Source organism: Thioalkalivibrio sp. ALE22 (assembly GCF_000381445.1).
Classification (GTDB): domain Bacteria; phylum Pseudomonadota; class Gammaproteobacteria; order Ectothiorhodospirales; family Ectothiorhodospiraceae; genus Thioalkalivibrio.
Window position 1 is genome coordinate 1 of the sequence record NZ_KB906510.1, and the last position, 19715, is coordinate 19715.

At 66.6% G+C, this 19715-nt stretch carries 19 protein-coding genes and 1 pseudogene; all 20 read left to right on the forward strand.

Features of this window, described 5'->3' with window-relative positions:
- Positions 1–228 (forward strand): annotated as a pseudogene (locus tag F793_RS13405) (capsular biosynthesis protein CpsI); the annotation flags it as partial.
- A 156-nt stretch (positions 229–384) separates the two neighbouring features.
- Entirely contained in the window at positions 385–1059 is a 675-nt protein-coding gene (locus F793_RS0111045) for a type 1 glutamine amidotransferase domain-containing protein (RefSeq protein ID WP_026280907.1), read from the forward strand.
- Between the two features lie 86 nt (positions 1060–1145).
- Positions 1146–1919 carry a TetR/AcrR family transcriptional regulator gene (locus tag F793_RS0111050; protein ID WP_018882696.1) on the forward strand — a complete coding sequence of 258 codons (774 nt, stop codon included), beginning with the start codon at positions 1146–1148 and terminating at the stop codon, positions 1917–1919.
- Positions 1920–1978: 59 nt separating this feature from the next.
- Positions 1979–3088: an efflux RND transporter periplasmic adaptor subunit gene (locus tag F793_RS0111055; protein ID WP_018882695.1), complete on the forward strand. Its 1110-nt coding sequence runs from the start codon at positions 1979–1981 to the stop codon at positions 3086–3088.
- 13 nt (positions 3089–3101) lie between these two features.
- On the forward strand, positions 3102–6200 hold the full coding sequence (locus F793_RS0111060; protein WP_018882694.1) for an efflux RND transporter permease subunit: 3099 nt from the start codon (positions 3102–3104) through the stop codon (positions 6198–6200).
- Positions 6201–6514: 314 nt separating this feature from the next.
- Complete coding sequence (locus F793_RS0111065) at positions 6515–7936, forward strand: form I ribulose bisphosphate carboxylase large subunit (RefSeq protein WP_017940622.1); 1422 nt, start codon at positions 6515–6517, stop codon at positions 7934–7936.
- Positions 7937–8004: 68 nt separating this feature from the next.
- Positions 8005–8337 carry a ribulose bisphosphate carboxylase small subunit gene (locus F793_RS0111070; RefSeq protein WP_017940623.1) on the forward strand — a complete coding sequence of 111 codons (333 nt, stop codon included), beginning with the start codon at positions 8005–8007 and terminating at the stop codon, positions 8335–8337.
- Between the two features lie 160 nt (positions 8338–8497).
- Positions 8498–11443 (forward strand): CsoS2 family carboxysome shell protein, encoded by a 2946-nt coding sequence (locus F793_RS0111075; RefSeq protein WP_018882693.1) that lies wholly within the window; start codon positions 8498–8500, stop codon positions 11441–11443.
- 24 nt (positions 11444–11467) lie between these two features.
- The gene (locus tag F793_RS0111080) at positions 11468–13024 is read left to right on the forward strand and encodes a carboxysome shell carbonic anhydrase (protein WP_051074737.1); all 1557 of its coding nucleotides are present in this window, start codon (positions 11468–11470) and stop codon (positions 13022–13024) included.
- 17 nt (positions 13025–13041) lie between these two features.
- Entirely contained in the window at positions 13042–13293 is a 252-nt protein-coding gene (locus tag F793_RS0111085) for a carboxysome peptide A (protein ID WP_017940626.1), read from the forward strand.
- A gap of 4 nt (positions 13294–13297) precedes the next feature.
- Positions 13298–13630 (forward strand): carboxysome peptide B, encoded by a 333-nt coding sequence (locus F793_RS0111090; RefSeq protein ID WP_017940627.1) that lies wholly within the window; start codon positions 13298–13300, stop codon positions 13628–13630.
- 41 nt (positions 13631–13671) lie between these two features.
- Positions 13672–13971: a BMC domain-containing protein gene (locus F793_RS0111095; RefSeq protein WP_012982275.1), complete on the forward strand. Its 300-nt coding sequence runs from the start codon at positions 13672–13674 to the stop codon at positions 13969–13971.
- Between the two features lie 31 nt (positions 13972–14002).
- Complete coding sequence (locus F793_RS0111100) at positions 14003–14296, forward strand: BMC domain-containing protein (RefSeq protein ID WP_012982276.1); 294 nt, start codon at positions 14003–14005, stop codon at positions 14294–14296.
- A 70-nt stretch (positions 14297–14366) separates the two neighbouring features.
- Entirely contained in the window at positions 14367–14681 is a 315-nt protein-coding gene (locus F793_RS0111105) for a BMC domain-containing protein (RefSeq protein WP_026181393.1), read from the forward strand.
- A gap of 10 nt (positions 14682–14691) precedes the next feature.
- On the forward strand, positions 14692–15114 hold the full coding sequence (locus F793_RS0111110; RefSeq protein ID WP_018865979.1) for a bacterioferritin: 423 nt from the start codon (positions 14692–14694) through the stop codon (positions 15112–15114).
- A gap of 35 nt (positions 15115–15149) precedes the next feature.
- The gene (locus F793_RS0111115; RefSeq protein ID WP_018865980.1) at positions 15150–15431 is read left to right on the forward strand and encodes a 4a-hydroxytetrahydrobiopterin dehydratase; all 282 of its coding nucleotides are present in this window, start codon (positions 15150–15152) and stop codon (positions 15429–15431) included.
- 59 nt (positions 15432–15490) lie between these two features.
- Positions 15491–16126, forward strand: a complete 636-nt coding sequence (gene parA / locus F793_RS0111120) for a ParA family partition ATPase (protein WP_018865981.1) — start codon at positions 15491–15493, stop codon at positions 16124–16126.
- Positions 16123–16512 (forward strand): hypothetical protein, encoded by a 390-nt coding sequence (locus tag F793_RS0111125; RefSeq protein WP_018882692.1) that lies wholly within the window; start codon positions 16123–16125, stop codon positions 16510–16512. The genes parA and F793_RS0111125 overlap by 4 nt, the downstream gene beginning before the upstream one ends.
- A gap of 58 nt (positions 16513–16570) precedes the next feature.
- Complete coding sequence (locus F793_RS0111130; protein ID WP_018877703.1) at positions 16571–17374, forward strand: CbbQ/NirQ/NorQ/GpvN family protein; 804 nt, start codon at positions 16571–16573, stop codon at positions 17372–17374.
- Between the two features lie 18 nt (positions 17375–17392).
- Positions 17393–19714, forward strand: a complete 2322-nt coding sequence (locus F793_RS0111135; RefSeq protein WP_018877702.1) for a nitric oxide reductase activation protein NorD — start codon at positions 17393–17395, stop codon at positions 19712–19714.
- The last annotated feature ends 1 nt before the right edge of the window (position 19715 follow it).

A 19715-nucleotide genomic window follows, 5' to 3' on the forward strand; every position in this document is an offset into this window, starting at 1 on the left:
ATCGGCAACCACGAGCCGGTGGAGCTGATGCGCTACATCGAGGTGCTGGAGGACTGTCTGGGCCGGAAGGCCGAAAAGAACCTCCTGCCGCTGCAGCCGGGGGATGTGCCGGACACCTATGCCGATGTCGAGGCCCTGCGCGAGGATGTGGGCTATGCCCCGGCCACCCGCGTGGAAGACGGCATCGCCCGGTTCGTGGACTGGTATCGCGAGTACTACCGGGTCTGATTCCCGGGCGGGGCCTGCCGGATGGCGAGCCCCGCCAGGGCCTTCCTGCGCCGGACCTTTCCTAAGCCTTCGCGCACCCATGCAGCGGGTGGGTGCCAGGAACCTGTGACCTTCCGGTGAGTCCACCACAGACATGGACGCAAAGGAGGTATCGGGATGAGCCAGACAATACTGATGGTCGTCACCAGCCACGGCGAGATCGGCCCGGGCCAGGCGACCGGCGTGTGGTTCGACGAGTTCGCCGAGCCCTATGATCGCTTTCGCAAGGCCGGTTTCGAGGTCAAGGTGGCGAGCCCGAAGGGCGGGCCGGTGCCGCTGGATCCGAAGAGCCTGGAGGCCAGCCATCCGGGGGCGGCCGCCGTGGCCGCCCAAGAGGCCCTGGACGATACGATCGCGCTTGATGAGGATATGCATCACGGGGCCTATGCCGCGATCTTCTTCCCCGGCGGGCACGGGACCATGTTCGATCTGCCGGACAACCCGCATGTGCAGCGCCTGGTCGCGGAGTTCCTGGAGAACGACAAGGTCGTGGGTGCGGTCTGCCACGGCCCGGCCTGCCTGGTCGGCGCGATGCTGGCCGACGGGAGTTCGGCGGTGAAGGGGCGCAAGGTGGCTGCCTTTACCAACAGCGAGGAGAAGGCGGTGCAGCTGGACAGCGCGATGCCGTTCCTGCTGCAGGACAAGCTCCAGGAGCTGGGTGGCGAGGTCGAGACCGCCGATGACTGGGCGGATCACGTGGTGGTTGACGGGAAGCTGGTGACGGGCCAGAACCCGCAGTCCAGCAAGAGTGTGGCCGACGCGATCGTACGCCTGCTGCGCGAGGCGGGCTGACCCTCCGCCAATGGGGCCGGGGCCAGGTCCCCGGCCTTTACTGTGCCGATTTGTGAATCCGGTTCAAAAATCGGCTTGGGTTCGATATGCTGCCTGCCATGAGCACCGAGGATCGCAGAAGGCGCGAGCGCGAGGCGCGCGAGGCGCTGTTTATCGAACGGGCCCATGAACGGATCCGCGAGGACGGGCTGCTGGGCCTGCAGATGTCGAAGCTGGCGGCGGATTGCGAGTACGCCACCGGGACCCTGTACCAGCACTTCGAGTCCCGCGAGGACCTGCTGGCGGCCGTGGCGGCGCGCACGACCCGGGAGCGGGCCGGGCGATTCCGGGTCATCCCGGGGCTGACGCTGGGCACGCGGTCGCGGATGCTGGCGATCGTTCTGACCGATATCGATTTCGCCGCGCAGAATCCGGACTACTACCGGCTTACCCAGTACCTGGTGACCGAAGTGGTGTGGGCGAATGTCTCGGTGGCCCGGCGCGAGGCGTTGCTGGAGGCGGGGCGTCCGATCAGCGAGGCGGTCCACGCGGTAGTGGCCGAGGCCCGCGAGCGCGGCGACCTGCCGCCGGCGCGGGAGATCTCCGAGGAGGAGATGGGGCTGGGGCCCTGGGCGCTGAACGTGGGGATGCAAAGCCTGGCCAATGCCCGGGGCCTGCTGGATGCCTATGACATCCATCGGCCTTATGACCACCTGATCCGCCATTTCCACGCCCTGATGACCGGCTGGCGCTGGGAGCCGCGACTGGATCCGGACGAGCCCGCGGTGGTGCGCGCCGAGACCGACCGTGTGCGGGCGTCGCTGCGCGCAGCCGGGATCGGCGAGAAGGTCGCCGATGACGGCTTGAGCGCGGCGGACTGACCCGACCGCGCATATTCATGACGCCGGTGGGGATTGACCCGCCGGCCCGGGAGACTTCGATGAAGCGTTTCATCTTGATGCTGGTGGCGGTCGCCATCGTGCTGGGCGGTATCTTCGGCTTCAAGGCCTTCGTGGATCAGCAGATCGCGGAGTACTTCGAGGATATGCCGGAGCCGGTGGTCACCATCAATGCCGCCGAGGTCGCGACCGATACCTGGACCCCGCGGGTGCGCGCGATCGGCAGCCTGGAGGCGGTCCAGGGCGCGACCCTGAGCTTCGAGGCGCAGGGCATCGTGCAGGCCATCCATTTCGAGAACGGTGCCCGCGTCGAGGCTGGCGATCCCCTGGTGGATCTAGACACCACCCTGGACGAGGCCGAGCTGGAGAATCTGCGCGCGGCCGAGCGCCTGGCGCAGCGCGAGCTGCAGCGAGCGCGCGGATTGATCGAGCGCAACGACATCTCGGACTCCGAGTTCCAGCGGCGCGTGGCGGAGGCCGAGCAGGCCGCCGCCTCGGTGAAGGCTCAGGAGGCCCGCATTCGCCAGAAGAGCCTGCGCGCGCCCTTTGCCGGGGAGCTGGGCATACGCGAGGTGAACGTCGGCCAGTTCGTGGGTCCCGGCGAACCGATCGTGGTCCTGGAGGCCCTGCAGCCGCTGTACGTGAATTTCACCCTGCCCGAGCGGCGTCTGGGCGAGGTCGCCCTGGGGCAGCAGGTCGAGGTGGAGGTGGATGCCTTCGGTGATGCCTTCACCGGCGAGGTGACGGCCATCGAGCCGCGGGTTCGCGCGGCCTCGCGCATGTTCCGCGTGCAGGCCGTACTCGCGAACGAGGAGGGGCGTCTGCGTTCCGGCCAGTTCGCCCGCGTCACGCTGGATCGCGGCGAGGCGGAGGAGGCCGTGGTGGCGCCGCAGACCGCGATCCGCTTCACCCCCTGGGGACAGTCGGTGTTCGTGATCGAGGAGGATGACGAGGGCCAGCTGCGGGTGGAGCAGCGTCTGATCGAGACCGGCGAGCGCCGGGGTGACCTGGTGCGCGTGCTGGACGGACTGGAGCCGGGCGAGCGCATTGCCGCCAGCGGGCTGCTGAAGCTGCAGAACGACACGCCGGTGGAGATCACCGAGGACGCCCAGCCCGACGCCGAGCGCGATCCGCGCCCGGCGAATCGCTGAGCGGGGCCCGGCCATGCGCTTTACCGACATCTTTATCCAGAAGCCGGTGCTGGCCACGGTGGTCAGCCTGTTCATCCTGCTGTTCGGGGTGCGCGCGGTATTCGATCTGAACGTGCGCCAGTTCCCCGAGGTGCAGAACGCGGTGGTGACCATCAGCACCGCGTACATCGGCGCCGATGCCGATCTGGTGCAGGGGTTTATCACCACGCCGATGGAGCGCGAGGTGGCCGAGGCCGAGGGGATCGACTATCTGGTCTCCACCAGCCGCGCCGGCATCAGTATCGTCGAGGCCCACCTGGAGCTGGACTACGACCCCAACGAGGCGCTCACCCAGATCTCGGCGCAGGTCGACAAGATCCGCAGCGATTTGCCGGCCGAGGCCGAGGACCCTGTCGTGGATCTCTCGGTCGGGCAGGACGTGGCGGCGATGTACATGTCGTTCTACTCCGAACGGCTATCGAACAACCAGACCACGGACTACCTGATCCGCGAGGTGCAGCCGGAGCTGGCCACGGTCAACGGGGTGCAGCGCGCCGAGATCCTGGGCGCCCAGAGCTTCGCCATGCGTGCCTGGCTGGATGCCGACCGTATGGCCTCGTTCGGCGTAACCGGGCGCGACGTGCGCGAGGCCCTGGAGCGCAACAACGTACTCTCCGCCGTGGGGCAGACCCGCGGCTCGATGGTCGGGCTGGACCTGACCGCGGACACCGACCTGCAGCGCCCGGAGGAGTTCGAGCAGCTGATCCTGTTCGAGACCGACGGCGACCTGGTCCGTCTGGGCGATGTCGCCGAGGTCGAGCTGGGCTCGGAGAGCTACGACACCTCGGTGCGTTTCAATGGCCAGGCGGCGACCTTCGTGGGCATCGAGCTGGCGCCGGACGCGAACGCGCTGGACGTGATCGCCGAGGTGCGTGACGTCTTCGACGAGCGCATCCTGCCGCGGCTGCCGTCGGGGCTGGAAGGCGAGATCGTCTACGACTCGACCGACTACATCCAGAGCGCGATCGACGAGGTGCTGCTCACTATCGGGCTCGCCCTGGCCATCGTCCTGGTGGTGATCTACCTGTTCCTCGGCTCGCTGCGCAGTGTGCTGATTCCCGCGGTGGCGGTGCCGCTGTCCCTGGTGGGCACCTTCATGCTGATGCTGCTGATGGGGTTCTCGCTGAACCTGCTGACGCTGCTGGCGATGGTGCTGGCGATCGGCATCGTGGTGGATGACGCGATCATCATGCTGGAGAACATCTCGCGGCATATCGAGGAGGGGATGTCGCGCATGGATGCGGCGATCCAGGGCGCCCGCGAGCTGGCCTGGCCGATTGTCGCGATGTCGACCACGCTGGTGGCCGTGTTCCTGCCCCTGGGCTTCATTGGCGGGCTGACCGGGACCCTGTTCATCGAGTTCGCCTTCACCCTGGCGGCGACCGTGGTCATCTCCGGGATCGTCGCGATCACGCTGTCGCCCATGATGTGCTCCAAGATCCTGCGCGATGGGGCCGTGGAGAAGCGCGGGCGCATCGAAAGCTGGCTGGATGCGCGCTTCGAGTCCCTGCAGGGCCGCTATCGCCGGCGCCTGCACGGGGCGCTGAACGACCGCTTCACCACTGCGATGTTCGGGGTCATCGTGCTGGTGTCCTGCTACTTCCTGTTCGTGACCTCGCAGAGCGAGCTGGAGCCGCCGGAGGACCAGGGCTTCGCGTTCTCCATCATGGAGGGCGACGCCTACATGGGCCTGGACTGGCTGGAGCGCAACACCGCACTGACCGATCGCTTCTTTGACGAGATCCCCGAGCTCGAGAACATCTTCATCGTGAACGGGTTCGGTGGGGGTCCGGGCATCGCCGGTGCCAGCAACCAGGCCCTGGGCGGCTTCGTGCTCGCGCCCTGGGATCAGCGCGAGCGGGATACCGAGACCATCCTCGAGGAAGAGCTGCAGCCGCGTCTGGACCGGATCCCGGCGCTGGAGGTGTTCGCCATCCAGCCGCCGCAGCTGCCTACCCCGGGCGATGGCGCGCCGGTGAGCGTGGTGCTCGGGTCGACTGGTTCGTTCGAGGAGCTGGAGCAGTTTGCCGACGAGATCGTGGGTCGGGCGATGGAGACCGGGCGCTTCATCTTCATGGATACCGATCTCGACTTCGACCAGCCCCAGGTGGACCTGAAGATCGACCGCGAGCGCGCCGCCCAGCTGGGCATCGACATGGCCACGCTGAATGCCGATCTCGCAACCATGCTGTCCGGTGGCTTTGCCGGGCGTTTCGCGATGGAGAACCGCAGTTACCGCGTGATCCCGCAGGTGCAGCGCAGCGAGCGCCTGAATCCGGAGCAGCTGGAGGAATTGTTCACCCGGACCCGCGATGGCGAGCCGATCCCGCTGTCCAGCATCGTGACGCTGGAGGAGACGGTGACCCCGCGCTCGCTGAAGCGCTTCCAGCAGCTCAACGCCGTGACGCTTTCCGGCGTCCCGCGCCCGGGCGTAACCCTGGGCGAGGCGCTGGACATCATCGACGAGATCGCCGCGGAGGTCCTGCCGCCGGACGTCAGTGTCGACTACGCCGGCCAGTCGCGCCAGCTGAAGGCCGAGGGCGGGGACCTCGTGGTCACCTTCTTCTTTGCCCTGCTGGTCATCTTCCTGGTCCTGGCGGCGCAGTTCGAGTCGTTCCGCGACCCGCTGATCATCCTGACCACGGTGCCGATGTCGATCGCGGGGGCGTTGATCTTCATCAGCCTCGGGGTGACCTCGCTGAACATCTATACCCAGGTTGGCCTGCTGACGCTGATCGGACTGATCGCCAAGCACGGCATCCTGATCGTGGAGTTCGCCAACCAGCTGCAGCGTCAGGGGCGCAGCCTGCGCGAGGCCATCGAGGAGGCCGCGTCCCTGCGTCTGCGCCCGATCCTGATGACCACCACGGCGACGGTGGTAGCTATGGCGCCGCTGCTGATGGCCGCCGGGGCTGGCGCCGGCTCGCGTTTCGCCATGGGGCTGGTGATCGCCAGCGGCATGGCGATTGGCACGCTGTTCACCCTGTTTGTGGTGCCGGCCATCTACCTCTACCTGGCCCGTGATCACCAGACGGCCAGCGGCGCCGAGCCCGCTGCGGACGCCGCCTCCTGAAGCCGTCCGCCCCGACCCGGGCGTCGGGGTCCGGGCGGTCGGTGAAGCCGTCTGTGCAATCCGTCGCGACAAAGGCATGCACGGACTACGGTCTTGGACTACAATCGCAATCCGCATTGCGGCGCGAGCGACGGATTCCGGTCTGGCCGCGCCGCTGCGAACCGAACCCCTGCCGGTCAGCGGCCCTCCCGCTGCCCGGCTTTTATATAAACGATAGTCTATTGGTCGTATCTAGATTATTTATTTGTTATTAGTGATTGCCCTCCCTAATCTAGTCGACCGTCACGATTAACCAACGCGTAGGAGAAAGCCACATGGCCGCCAAGAAGTACTCCGCGGGTGTCAAGGATTACCGCGAAACATACTGGATGCCGGAATACATGCCGCTGGATACCGATCTGCTGGCATGTTTCAAGATCACCCCGCAGCCGGGCATCGACCGCGAAGAAGCGGCAGCCGCTGTGGCGGCCGAGTCGTCCACCGGTACCTGGACCACGGTGTGGACCGACCTCCTGACCGACATGGATTACTACAAGGGTCGGGCGTACATGATCGAGGACGTCCCGGGTGACGACGAATCCTTCTACGCGTTCATCGCCTACCCGATCGACCTGTTCGAAGAAGGCTCGATGGTGAACGTGTTCACCTCGCTGGTCGGCAACGTGTTCGGCTTCAAGGCCATCCGTGCCCTGCGTCTGGAAGACGTGCGCTTCCCGATCGCCTACGTGAAGACCTGCGGTGGTCCGCCTTCCGGTATCCAGGTCGAGCGCGACAAGCTGAACAAGTACGGCCGTCCGATGCTGGGCTGCACCATCAAGCCGAAGCTGGGTCTGTCCGCGAAGAACTACGGCCGTGCCGTGTACGAGTGCCTGCGTGGCGGCCTCGACTTCACCAAGGACGACGAGAACATCAACTCGCAGCCGTTCATGCGCTGGCGTGATCGTTTCGAGTTCGTGCAGGAAGCGACCGAAAAGGCCGAAGCCGAAACCGGCGAGCGCAAGGGTCACTACCTGAACGTCACCGCGCCGACCCCGGAAGAGATGTACAAGCGTGCCGAGTTCGCCAAGGAGATTGGCGCGCCGATCATCATGCACGACTACATCACCGGCGGCTTCTGCGCCAACACGGGCCTGGCCAACTGGTGCCGTGACAACGGCGTGCTGCTGCACATCCACCGTGCCATGCACGCGGTGCTCGACCGCCATCCGAAGCACGGTATCCACTTCCGTGTGCTGGCCAAGATCCTGCGTCTGTCCGGTGGTGACCACCTGCACACCGGTACCGTGGTCGGCAAGCTGGAAGGCGACCGCGCCGCGACCCTGGGCTGGATCGACCTGCTGCGCGAATCCTTCGTGCCGGAAGACCGCTCGCGCGGCATCTTCTTCGATCAGGACTGGGGCTCCATGCCGGGCGTGTTCGCCGTGGCCTCCGGTGGTATCCACGTCTGGCACATGCCGGCCCTGGTTTCCATCTTTGGCGACGACTCCGTGCTGCAGTTCGGCGGCGGTACGCTGGGCCACCCGTGGGGCAACGCCCCGGGCGCGGCGGCCAACCGTGTCGCGCTGGAAGCCTGTGTGCAGGCGCGTAACGAAGGTCGCGAGATCGAAAAGGAAGGCAAGGAGATCCTCACCCAGGCCGCCCAGCACAGCCCCGAGCTGAAGGTGGCGATGGAGACCTGGAAGGAGATCAAGTTCGAGTTCGATACCGTCGACAAGCTGGACACCCAGCACAAGTGATCGCCCGAGTGCGGGCGGCCTGACGGGTCGCCCGCGCCCTGACAGAACAAGAGCACAGGATTACCGACATGACTGATATCCAGAACTTCAAGCAGTCGCAGAAGTACGAGACCTTCTCCTACCTGCCGGAGATGAACGCCGACCAGGTGCGCAAGCAGATCGAGTACTGCCTCGCCCAGGGCTGGAACCCGGCGATCGAGTACAGCGAGAAGGAAAACGCCATGGCCCACTACTGGTACATGTGGAAGCTGCCGTTCTTCGGCGAGCAGTCCGTGGAAGCCGTCCTTCAGGAAGTCGAAGAGTGCCGCCGTGCCAATCCGGGCATGATGGTTCGCTTCATCGCCTACGATAACTACGCCCAGAGCCAGGGCATGGCCTTCGTGGTCGACCGCGGTCGCTAAGAGACCCCGGTGCCTGCCGGGCCCGGTTGCGGGCCCGGCAGTTCAGTTCAGCGTTATTTACCGTTGCTGCCGCCAACTGTAAGGAAGTGCCATGAGTAATCCGACATCTGCGTCTGAAGGTCTCTCGGGGCGTGAACGTGCCCTGGAACGGCGCAAGGCCATGTCTCGTAATGGCAAGGCTGCCGTGAAGTCGACCGGCCAAAACAAGGGGAACAGCCGTTCCGCCGCGGCTGCGCAACAGGCGCGCCAGGCGAAAGCTGAACCCGCCCCGGCACCCCAGGCGCGGGAGCCGGAGACGCACTCCAGCGAATCGTCGTCGCCGGTCTCCTTCGAGACCCGCGAAACCACCCCCGAGCGCCGCCCCGAGCCGGGCGCGCACGCAGGGGCCTCCAACGGCCGCCAGGCCGCCCTCGAGCGCCGCCAGAAGATGGCGCGCCAGGGCAAGAAGGCCGTGGGCCGTACCAACACGCGAGCGCAGGTCTCCGGCGGCATGGCCCGCGCCGGTGCCGACCGTTCGCGCCAGCTCGAAGCACTGGCCCAGTCGCAGAACGTCGAGGTCGACTGCTCGAACATGAGCGGTCGCGAGATCTGCCGCCTGCGCCGCCAGGCCCTGTCGACCGACGGCAAGAAGGCCATGGCGCCGGAGCCCCGGCGGGAAGACCGCATCAAGGGCACCGAGCTGACCGCATCCGATCGCAGCGATGCAAAGAAAGACTGCGGCTGCGGTTGCAAGGGTGACAAGTCCGGGCGGGAAGAGGCCCGCGACACGGCCCCGTCCCAGGAGAACGCCGTGGTCGAGAGCGGTCTCGATCAGCTGTGCGACAAGGTCGAGTCCGGAGGCGAGGCCGCCGGTCCGCACCCGATGATCTCCGAGGTCCGTGCCATCTGCATGGCCCGCCGCGATGCGATGGCGCAGAACGGCAAGCAGGCCCTGCGCCGCCGCTTCAAGAGCGGTCAGGCCCGTGGCACGCTGCCGCAGGAAGGTGCCTGGAAGGCCGCCAAGCGCAAGGGTATGTCCACGCGCGAAGTCGCGCGCCAGCGGCGCGAGGAACTCTGCAAGCTGGGGCGTGGCTCTTCCGAGCCGGGCCGCCCCTGCGGACGTCCGCGTCCGGCCGAGGGCGACGCCCCGCCGAAGGTCGAGGAGGGCACCACCCTGGCGGGCAGCCACGTGAGCGGCACCCAGGTGGAGCGCACCTCCAGCGTCACCGGTACCGAGGCGGGCAGCTGCTCGTCGATCACCGGTACCGAGTACCTGGGCCTCGAACACTACGAGCGCTACTGCGGCGTGCGCCCGGCGGGCAATCCGCCCAAGGTCGGCACCTCGCATACCTCCCATGGCCAGTCCGTGAGTGGGACCGAGGTCGGGCGTTCGACCCGCGTGACGGGTGACGAGCGGGGTTCCTGCGAGACGATCACCGGGACCGAATACCTCAGTACCGAGCAGTACGAAGGCTTCTGCGGCACCCGCCCGCAGGCCGGGCCGGCGCGCACCAGCGTGATGGTGACGCGGCACGGTGAAGGCGTGTCGGGGACGTCGGTCGGGCGCAGCCCCAAGGTGACCGGCGACGAGTCCGGGTCCTGCCGCGATGTCACCGGTACCGAGTACCTGAACACCGCCGCCAGCGAGGTCCCTTGCAACACGGGAAAGCCGAACGGAGCGCCGATGAAGGTCGGCGTCATGCATACCCTTCGCGGTCGTGAACTGACCGGTACCGAAGTCGGGCGCTCCGTAAAGGTCACGGGTGACGAATACGGCAGCTGCAAGCCGGTTACCGGAACGGAATATCTCGGGACCGAACAGTTCCAGGGGTTTTGTGGTACCCGCCCGGAACCGGCGCCGGCCAAGGTCCAGGAGTCGCACACCATGGAAGACCAGAGCGTGACCGGGGTGGCCGTGGGCCGCAGCCCCAAGGTCACCGGCGACGAGAGCGGCTCCTGTGCCTCGCTGACCGGTACGCCGTACTACAACAAGTCCGACTTCGGGGATCTTTGTGATCGTCCGGCAGCCGGAGGCGTGCCCAAGGTCGGCGTGATGCATACCCTGCGCGGTCGCGAGGTGTCCGGTACCCAGGTGGATCATTCCATCCACGTGACGGGTGACGAGTACGGCGGCTGCAAGCCGATCACCGGCACCGAGTACGCCGGCTCCGAGCATTATGACGCCTTCTGCGGCGGCCAGCGTCCGGATGCGGCGCCGGAAAAGGTGACGGTCGGCCGCACCTGGAATCAGCAGGCGGTGTCCGGCACTGCGGTGGGTCGTTCCGCTCGCGTGACGGGTGACGAATACGGCGCCTGCAAGCCGGTCAGCGGCACGGCGTACATCGGGCCCGACCAGTACGACCAGTTCTGCGAGACGCAGGATGCACGGGTCGCCGAGACCCGCGTGGCGGAGCGTCATTCGACGCCGGCCCATCCGGTCTCCGGCAGCCAGCCGGGCTACGACGAACGCGTGACCGGAACCGAGCGCGGTGCCTGTCAGGACGTCTCCGGTGCCCCGTATGTGGGTGCCAACGAGTTCGCCCAGACCTGCGCCAGCGTGGCCGGCAGTCTGCACCCGCGTCTGCGCCCGGAAGGGATGCAGGCTGCGGCTCCGGCGCAATCGGCACCGCAGGTTGCCGAGCGTCCGATGCCGAATGCCGGGTTCAGCGTGGCGACGCCGGCACGGTCGGCAGCGGAACGCCGCGAGCGTGTGACCGGCACTGCCTATGGCACGAGCGGACTCCTGACCGGCTCGATCAACAAGGCCATGGGGCTGGTGTCCGGTACCGAGGAGTTCCGCTACAACGGGGGCCAGCAGGCCGTCGCGGCGGCCCCGGTCGAGGAAGGCCAGAAGGTCGGTGCCGACCGAGTGACCGTGAACGGCAGCAGCAATGGAGTCTCTATTACCGGCGATGACTGGCAGCGCGGCGACCGGGTGACCGGCACCGAGGGCTTTTCCACGCGCCGTAACGCGACCCAGAAGGGCAATCCGCGCGGCGAAGGCCGCAGTGCCTACGTGAATCGCGAACTCGAACGCAAGGACGTGCCGCCGAGCAAGATCACGGGTTCCTCCGGGAACAGCGACGCCGGTTCCCTGGTGACGCTGTCCGGCGGGGCGCGCGGCTAAGGCCGGGCGAGGGCACAGGACGCCATGGTGCGAGGTCGTCGCAAGAACAGCACCCCGGGCTCGCGGTTCGCGAAGTCCCGGGCGGTGGCTGCGCGCGCGGCGGCCCCGGCCCCGGCGGCACCGGTTTCCGCGGTGCCACCGGCGGCCCCTACCGGCTCGTCCGGTATGGAGGCGACCCGGGAGCTGCGGCCGGGCCATCCGCTGGCGGATGTGGCGATGAACGAGCGCCTGCATGCCTTCGAGCGGGGGTTCCGCGAGCGCTTTGCGCAGCTGGTGCCGGTCCTGAAGGAAGTGCACGCGCTGCAACACGAGCGCGACTTCGAGGAACGGGCCCAGGCGATTGTGCAGGAGCAGCTGGGTTACCGCCTGCCGGAGAAGGCGCTGGAAGATGCCTGGATCAACGACCTGGACACGCGGGAGCTGTACCTGCACGGGACGTTCGAGCTGTTTGACCAGGTCGTGAACGAGTACTGGGCGGGTCGGGATGACCTGGTCGCGGAGGCGGAAAGCGCGATCGCGTATTTCCTCGACTGCGACTTTCACGAGGTGGACATCTCGCCCTGCTCCGATGGCCGTCTGCTGGGCCTGCGGCGCTTCATCCTGCGCCTTCCGGATCTGGCGGTACGGGTGAAGAGCTATGCCGGCGCGCAGTTCGACATCGAAGAGGATGTGCGCCACTGGACCAAGCGCGAGTTGCTGCGCTTCCGCGAGGGGCGGCCGACGACGGCCGATGTCCCCAGCCGCTATCTGAAGATCGCGGCCTACCACTACAGTGGCGCGGATCCGCTGCATCAGGGTTGCGCGGCGCACGGAAACAGCGAACGCGACGCGGCCGATGGCGCGCTGCACCAGCTGCGCGCGTTTCGCCAGGCGATCGAGAACACCTACTGCTGTGGGGCCTCGGTGGACACGCTGCTGATCGGCGTGGATACGGACACGGATGCGGTGAAGATCCACATCCCGGACGCCGACACGCGGATGAGCCTGTACCGCTTCGTGGACAGCGCGCAGCTGTACCGCGAGACGCAGGGACTGGACGAACAGGCGGCGTCGCTGCGGGTGTACCAGGCGATCCAGGACGCGATCCACCAGCAGGGCTGGGGACGCGGGAACGGGGCCCCGCACGAGGGCATGCTGCGACTGATCTCGCGACTGCTGCTGAACAATATTTCGCAGCTCGACTATGTGGCGCGTTACCACGGGGGGCACTACGCCGACGTGGGCCACCGGGAACGGGTGATCATCGTCGGCCAGGAGATCGAGGAGATGCAGGTGCGGAACTTCGCATACTTCGCGCACCTGGAGACGATGGAAGAGGGCTCCGAAGGTACGGACGTCGGGGTGAACAAGATTTTTCGGAAGTTGAATGTCGAGCGCGGCCTGCCGGTGCCGGTGGTGATTCATTACCGCTATGACCGCAAGGTGCCGGGATCGCGGGAGCGGGTGGAGGCACGCTGCCGTCGCATCCGCGACCAGATCATGGATCGCTATCGCGACCTCGCCGAGAAGGGCCTGATTGGCTGCCACATGGTGATCCGCGACAAGCGTAGCGGAAGCCGTCTGGAACCTCTGGCCGCCTGACGCACACGGGAACGGGAATGAAGATCTGCAAGGTTGAGAAGACGCTGGTTTCGACCAACCGCATCCGCGATCTGGGGCACCGGCCGTTGCTGGTGGTCCAGGAGAAGGCCGGTGGTCCGCGCACCGTCGCGGTGGACGCGGTCGGCTGCGTACCGGGTGACTGGGTGATCGTAGTCGGTAGCTCGGCGGCACGTGAGGCGGCCGGTGACAAGTCCTATCCCAGTGACGCGACGATCGTCGGGATCATCGATTACTGGGAGGAGCAGTAGCTCCATGGAAATCATGCAGGTGCAGGACGAACTGGTGGTGACCCGTCGCGTGGACGGGCTCAAGACCATGTCGCTGCGCGTGCTGGTGGACCAGAAAGGGGCCCTGAACGTGGCGGTGGACACCGTCGGGGCGCATCCGGGCAACTGGGTGTTCACCATCAGTGGCTCGGCCGCGCGCTACGCGCTGGACGACAACAGTATTCAGACCGATCTGACGATCGGCGGCATCATCGACCACTGGGACGATGGTGGAAAGAAGACGGAAGGGTCGAAGGACGAGGCAGGACGAGACCAGACCGATGCACAGCGCTCTGCTGGTTCCCGCAAGGCGGCGTGAGCGTCATTTTTTGAAAAACTGTAACTCCAGGAGAGAAGACAATGGCAACTGAACGTTTTGGTGTGGCGCTGGGCATGATCGAGACCCGTGGTCTGGTGCCGGCGATTGAAGCCGCGGATGCGATGACCAAGGCCTCCGAAGTGCGCCTGATCGGTCGTCAGTTCGTGGGCGGTGGCTACGTGACCGTGCTGGTGCGTGGCGAAACCGGTGCCGTGAACGCCGCCGTGCGCGCCGGTGCGGATTCCTGCGAGCGTGTGGGTGACGGCCTGGTGGCCGCGCACATCATCGCCCGCGTGCATTCCGAAGTGGAAAGCATCCTGCCCGAGCAGGTTGAAAAGTAATTCATCTGTAACGCTTGATAGGAGTTGAGTAATGGCTAGCGAAAACTTTGGTGTGGCCCTCGGCATGATCGAGACCCGTGGTCTGGTGCCGGCGATCGAAGCCGCCGACGCGATGACCAAGGCCTCCGAGGTGCGCCTGATTGGTCGTCAGTTCGTGGGCGGTGGTTACGTGACCGTGCTGGTCCGTGGCGAAACCGGTGCCGTGAACGCCGCGGTGCGTGCCGGCGCGGATTCCTGCGAGCGCGTGGGTGACGGCCTGGTGGCCGCGCACATCATTGCTCGCGTCCATTCCGAGGTGGAAAACATCCTCCCGGAAAAGCCGTAACTCGCGGTAGTCGAACGCCGTCGGGTCCCGGTTGGGGGTCCCGGCGGCTTTTTTCAAGAAGAGGTAGATGATGGCTAGCGAAATTTCTGGTGTGGCCCTTGGCATGATCGAGACCCGCGGTCTGGTTCCGGCGATCGAGGCCGCGGATGCGATGACCAAGGCCTCCGAAGTGCGCCTGATCGGTCGTCAGTTTGTCGGCGGTGGCTACGTGACCGTGCTGGTCCGTGGCGAAACCGGTGCCGTGAACGCCGCCGTGCGTGCCGGTGCGGATTCCTGCGAACGTGTGGGTGACGGCCTGGTGGCCGCGCACATCATTGCGCGTGTGCATTCCGAAGTGGAAGGCATCCTGCCGACGGCCCCGACCGCCAGCGGTTCGGCCAGCTGAGGCGACATCCATGTCCGATCCACGGATCGTGGGATACCTGAACCGCGCGGTCGCGCATGAGCTGTCGGCGGTTCAGCAGTACCTGGCCCAGGCGCGGCTGACCGCGATGTGGGGCATGAATGACGTGAGCGACTGCCTGCGTCGAGATGCCCAGGAAGAGCTGGATCATGCGGATCGCTTCATGACCCGCATGTTTCACTACGGGGTCGCCCCGAACGGCAGCCAGCTGGCGCCGGTCCGGCTTGGCCGCTCCATGGCCGAGCTGATGGCCCGCAACCGCGAGCTGGAGATGGAGGCGGTACGGCTGTATGACGAGGCCGCTGTCTACTGCCGGCGCGTAGGCGCGGTGGACGATGCCGCGTTGTTCGAGAGCATCCTTGAGGATGAGCTGGAACACGTGCGCGAGATCGACGCCCAGGGCAGTCCCGCGTGATGCACGCGGACGCGGCAAGACGAGCGGAGTAGGCAATGGCGGATACCGATCTGGTGGTTCCGGCCGGGTGGGAGCCCGGCAAGGGGACCTCGGCGTCCATGAGCAAGCAGTTTACGTTCGAGCGCTACGGCATCACCCGGGAGTTTCTCGACCGCGTGGCCGAGCTGTCCGAACAGGACGGGTATCATCCGAACATCAGCTTCGGAACCACGTACGTGAACATCACGATTGACGCCCGAGACGGCGAGCAACTGGGAGAGGGCGACAAGGCCTTTGCCCTGGAGGTCGATCGCCTGGCCGCTGCCACCACCGGCTGAGTCGGGGGCATACTTGACGGGCCGGGGCCGTCCCGGCCCCTTCCGCAGGAGGCTGTTGCGTGGGTTCGAGGGTAATCGCGGTAGTCAATCAGAAGGGCGGTACCGGCAAGACCACCCTGACCATGAATCTGGCCGCCGGGCTGGCGCGCCGGGGTCGCACCCTGGTGGTCGATGCCGACCCGCAGGGCTCGGCCGCCCAGTGGGCCCGCATGGCCTCGGATGAACGCCCGTTCCCCGCATCGGTCTTCGCGGTAGCCGGGCCCCTGGATCGGGAGCTGAAAGCGCTGCGCAAGGATTACGAGCACATCGTGGTGGACTGCCCGCCGACCCTGGAGGGCGGTGCGGTCAATGGCGCGCTTGCAGCTTCCGACGAGGTGCTGATCCCCGTGCTGCCGTCTCCGGTCGATTTGTGGGGCAGTGTGCGGATGGGCCGGGGGCTGGAAGAGGCGCGCCTCAAGAACCCCAGCCTGCGCCCGTTTATCGTGGTCAATCAGCTCGAGGTCCGCAGTGCGCTGTCGCGCGCGATGAAGCATGCACTGATGGAGATCGACATCCCCGCCCTGGAGCAGACGCTGCGCCGGCGGGCCATCTATCGGCGCTCGGCGCTCGAGGGCTGTTCCGTCTTTGATCTGGGCAAGCCCGGCGAGGCCGCGGCGGCGGAGATCGAAGCCATCATCGAGGAGGTGTCGCAATGAGCAATCTGCAAGACAAGCTGGCAGCCGGCGTGCGCAGTGCACGCGAGGATCAGGACAAGGACAAGAGCCAGGACGCGGCCGGCAAGCCCGAAGCTTCGGCCCAGAAGGACACCAGCCAGGAGCCGGCGAGCAGCCAGCCGCGGGCCGCGGCCAGCACCAAGACCGCTGCCACCAAGAAGGCGGCCACCACAACCCGCAAGGCACCGGCGCGCAAGCGTACGACCACGCGGAAGAAGCCGGCCGCCACGCGCAAGTCCGGCGCATCGGCGCAGTCCACGTCCACCAGCCGGAAGTCGGCCGCAGCGAAAAAGCCGGCGGCAAAGAAGACGCCCAAGGCGGACAACACCGGAACCGAACTGCATCCCGAGCGGATCTGGCCCGACTGAGGGCTGCGTTCCGGCGGCCGGGGCTTGCCCCGGCCTTTCTGATTGAGGAGTCGAAAAGATGCAGGACGAACTACGCGATCACCTGATCACCGAAGAGCCGTACTACCAGCCGACCGCGGACGAGGTGGAGCTGTACGAGGCGGCCTATTCGGTGCGCATGCCCATGATGCTCAAGGGACCGACCGGCTGCGGCAAGACGCGCTTTGTCGAGCACATGGCGTGGAAGCTGGGCAAGCCCCTGATCACCGTGGCCTGCAACGAGGACATGACCGCGTCGGATCTGGTGGGGCGCTACCTGCTGGACGCCGACGGAACGCGCTGGCAGGACGGGCCGCTGACTCAGGCGGCACGGCATGGTGCGATCTGCTATCTCGACGAGATCGTCGAGGCGCGTCAGGACACAACCGTGGTCATCCATCCCCTGACGGACAACCGCCGCGTCCTGCCCCTGGAGAAGAAGGGCGAGATGGTGGAGGCGCACCCGGACTTTCAGGTGGTGATCTCCTACAACCCCGGGTACCAGAGCCTGATGAAGGATCTGAAGGAGTCCACCAAGCAGCGCTTCGGCGCGCTGGACTTCAACTACCCCGATCACGAGACCGAGGCGCGGATCGTGGCGCACGAGGGCGGGATCAACGAGGAGATGGCCGGGAAACTGGTCAGTGTGGCCGAGCGCGCCCGCAACCTGAAGGGGCACGGTCTGGACGAGGGTATCTCGACCCGCATGCTGGTGTACGCGGCATCGCTGATTGCCAACGGGGTGGCCCCGCTGGCCGCCTGCCGTATGGCGCTGGTGCGCCCGATCACGGATGACCCGGACATGCGCGACGCCCTCGACTCCGCCGTCACGACGTTCTTCTAGACGCCCGCGCGGGATACGATGAGCATCCATCTGGAGGACTACCAGGACCTCCTCGAAGACCTCGGGGGACAGGCGGCCGAGGTGCTCGAGGCCTCGTGGCAGGAGGCCTCGCGTGCGTTCAGTGCCGCGGGCCTCAAGCGCTACTACCTGGAAGGGGCTCGCAGCCTGCATTCTCTCGGGCGTGGCTCGGAGATGGTGATCGCCTTCGTCCAGGAGACGCCGGATGTGGCGCAGGAACTGGGCGAGGACGCGGTCGGCGAGCTGGTCAGCTCGGCGATCAAGATGTACTCCAAAACCAGTGCCGCGGTAATCACCCTGCTGATCTCCACCAGCCCCATCGCCGCGCGGCGACTGGGGGACCAGGGTCTGTTCTCGGGCTATCTGCGCCTGGTGGATAACCTGCTGGGGCAGGCGCCGCGCGGCGTACGCCCGATGCTGGAACACCTCGACGAACTCCTCACCCACCTCACGCTGGGGGGGCTGCGTCGCTGGGCGAGCTGGGGGGCGCAGGCCCACCGCACGGACCTGGAGGCTCAGATCGCCTATTTCGGCCTGGAGTCGCCGGAGTCCCGTTCGGTGTTCCAGAAGGAACGCCGCGGGACACTGTTCGTGGATGTCCAGCGCCGCATCAACCTCTATCTGCGCTCGCTGTGGGCGCGCGACTTCTTCATGCGCCCCACCAGTGGCGACTTCGAGTCGCGCGAGGGCTACAAGCCCTACATCGAGGGCTTCACGATCTTCCTGCCGGACGCCTTCGACGACTGGGAAGGCCTGACCGGTCTGGATCTCTATCGTGCTGCGGCGGCGCATGCGGCGGCGCACGTGGTCTTTACCCGCGAGATGCAGCCGGAGGAGGCCCCGCGCGGCGTCATCGGGGTGCTGACGGAGCTGTTCGAGGATGCACGCGTCGAGGGCCTGGCGACGCGCGGCTTCCCCGGCCTGCGCAACTTGTGGATCCCCCTGCACACCGCGACGCCCGACGATGGTGACGCCCCGCAGGCGCTGCTGGCCCGCACCGCGCGGGCCCTGCTGGATCCCGACTACCGCGACGACCACCCGTTTGTAGGCAAGGCGCGCGCGGCGCTGGCGGAGCGGGCGGAGGGCCTCGAGGCTGCGGGTCTGGCGCGCGAGCTGGCCGAAGCCCTGGCGTCGGAGTTCCCGGAAAAGGGTTACATGAATCCGCGGCAGGTGGCCCCGGATGTCCTCTACCGCGATGACAACCGCTATATCTGGGCCTTCGGCCGCGAGGAAGACGACTTCGAGACGCTGATGGCCAGTGGCTCGAACCAGGAGCGCGTCTACGTCACACCCATGGAGATGATCAACACCCTGGATGTCCCCGGGGCCGGGGATGATGCCCAGATGATCATGGTGCTGGCGACCGAGTGGTTCCGCGACGGTGAAGACGAAAGCATCAACCAGCAGGAGGGCAAGGAGCCGATCTCGCTGCCCTACCACTACCACGAGTGGGACTACCAGATGCAGCTGGAACGGCCGCACTGGGTCACCCTGCTGGAGCGGCGTCCGAAGAAGGGCGACGTGGAAGAGATCGATGCCATCAACGAAAAGCACAAGCCGCTGATCTCGCGTCTGAAGTTCCTGATCGAGGCAATGCAGCCGCAGGGTGTGCAGCGCATGCGCAAGCAGGCCGAGGGCGACGAACTGGACGTGAACGCCCTGGTCGAGGCACAGATCGATCTGCGTATGCGCCGCCAGCCGGACGAGCGGATCTACGTCCGCAATATCCGTCAGGTGCGCGACCTGTCCGTGCTGGTGCTACTGGATCTGTCCGAGTCCACCAACGAGCCCCTCGCCGATGGCGAGACGACCGTGGTCCAGCTGGCGCGCGAGGCCACCGCGCTGCTGGGCGGGGCCATCTCCAAGATCGGCGACCCCTTCGCGATCCACGGCTTCGCCTCCGATGGCCGCCACGATGTCGAGTATTACCGCTTCAAGGATTTCGATGCCCCCTACGATGATCACGCCCGGGCGCGACTGGCCGGGATGAAGGGGCAGTTGTCCACGCGCATGGGCGCGGCGATCCGGCACGCCGGCCACCTGCTGCACCAGCAGGGCACGCAGAAAAAGCTGCTGCTGATCGTCACCGACGGCGAGCCGGCGGATACGGATGTGCGCGACCCGCAGTACCTGCGCCAGGATGCCAAGCGTGCGGTGGAAGAGGTGGGCAAGAACGGCGTCTACAGCTTCTGCATCAGCCTGGATCCGCAGGCCGACGAGTACGTGGAACGCATCTTCGGTGCGCAGCACTTCATGGTGCTGGACCACATCGAGCGGCTCCCGGAAAAGCTGCCGATGCTGTACGCCGGCCTGACCCGTTAGG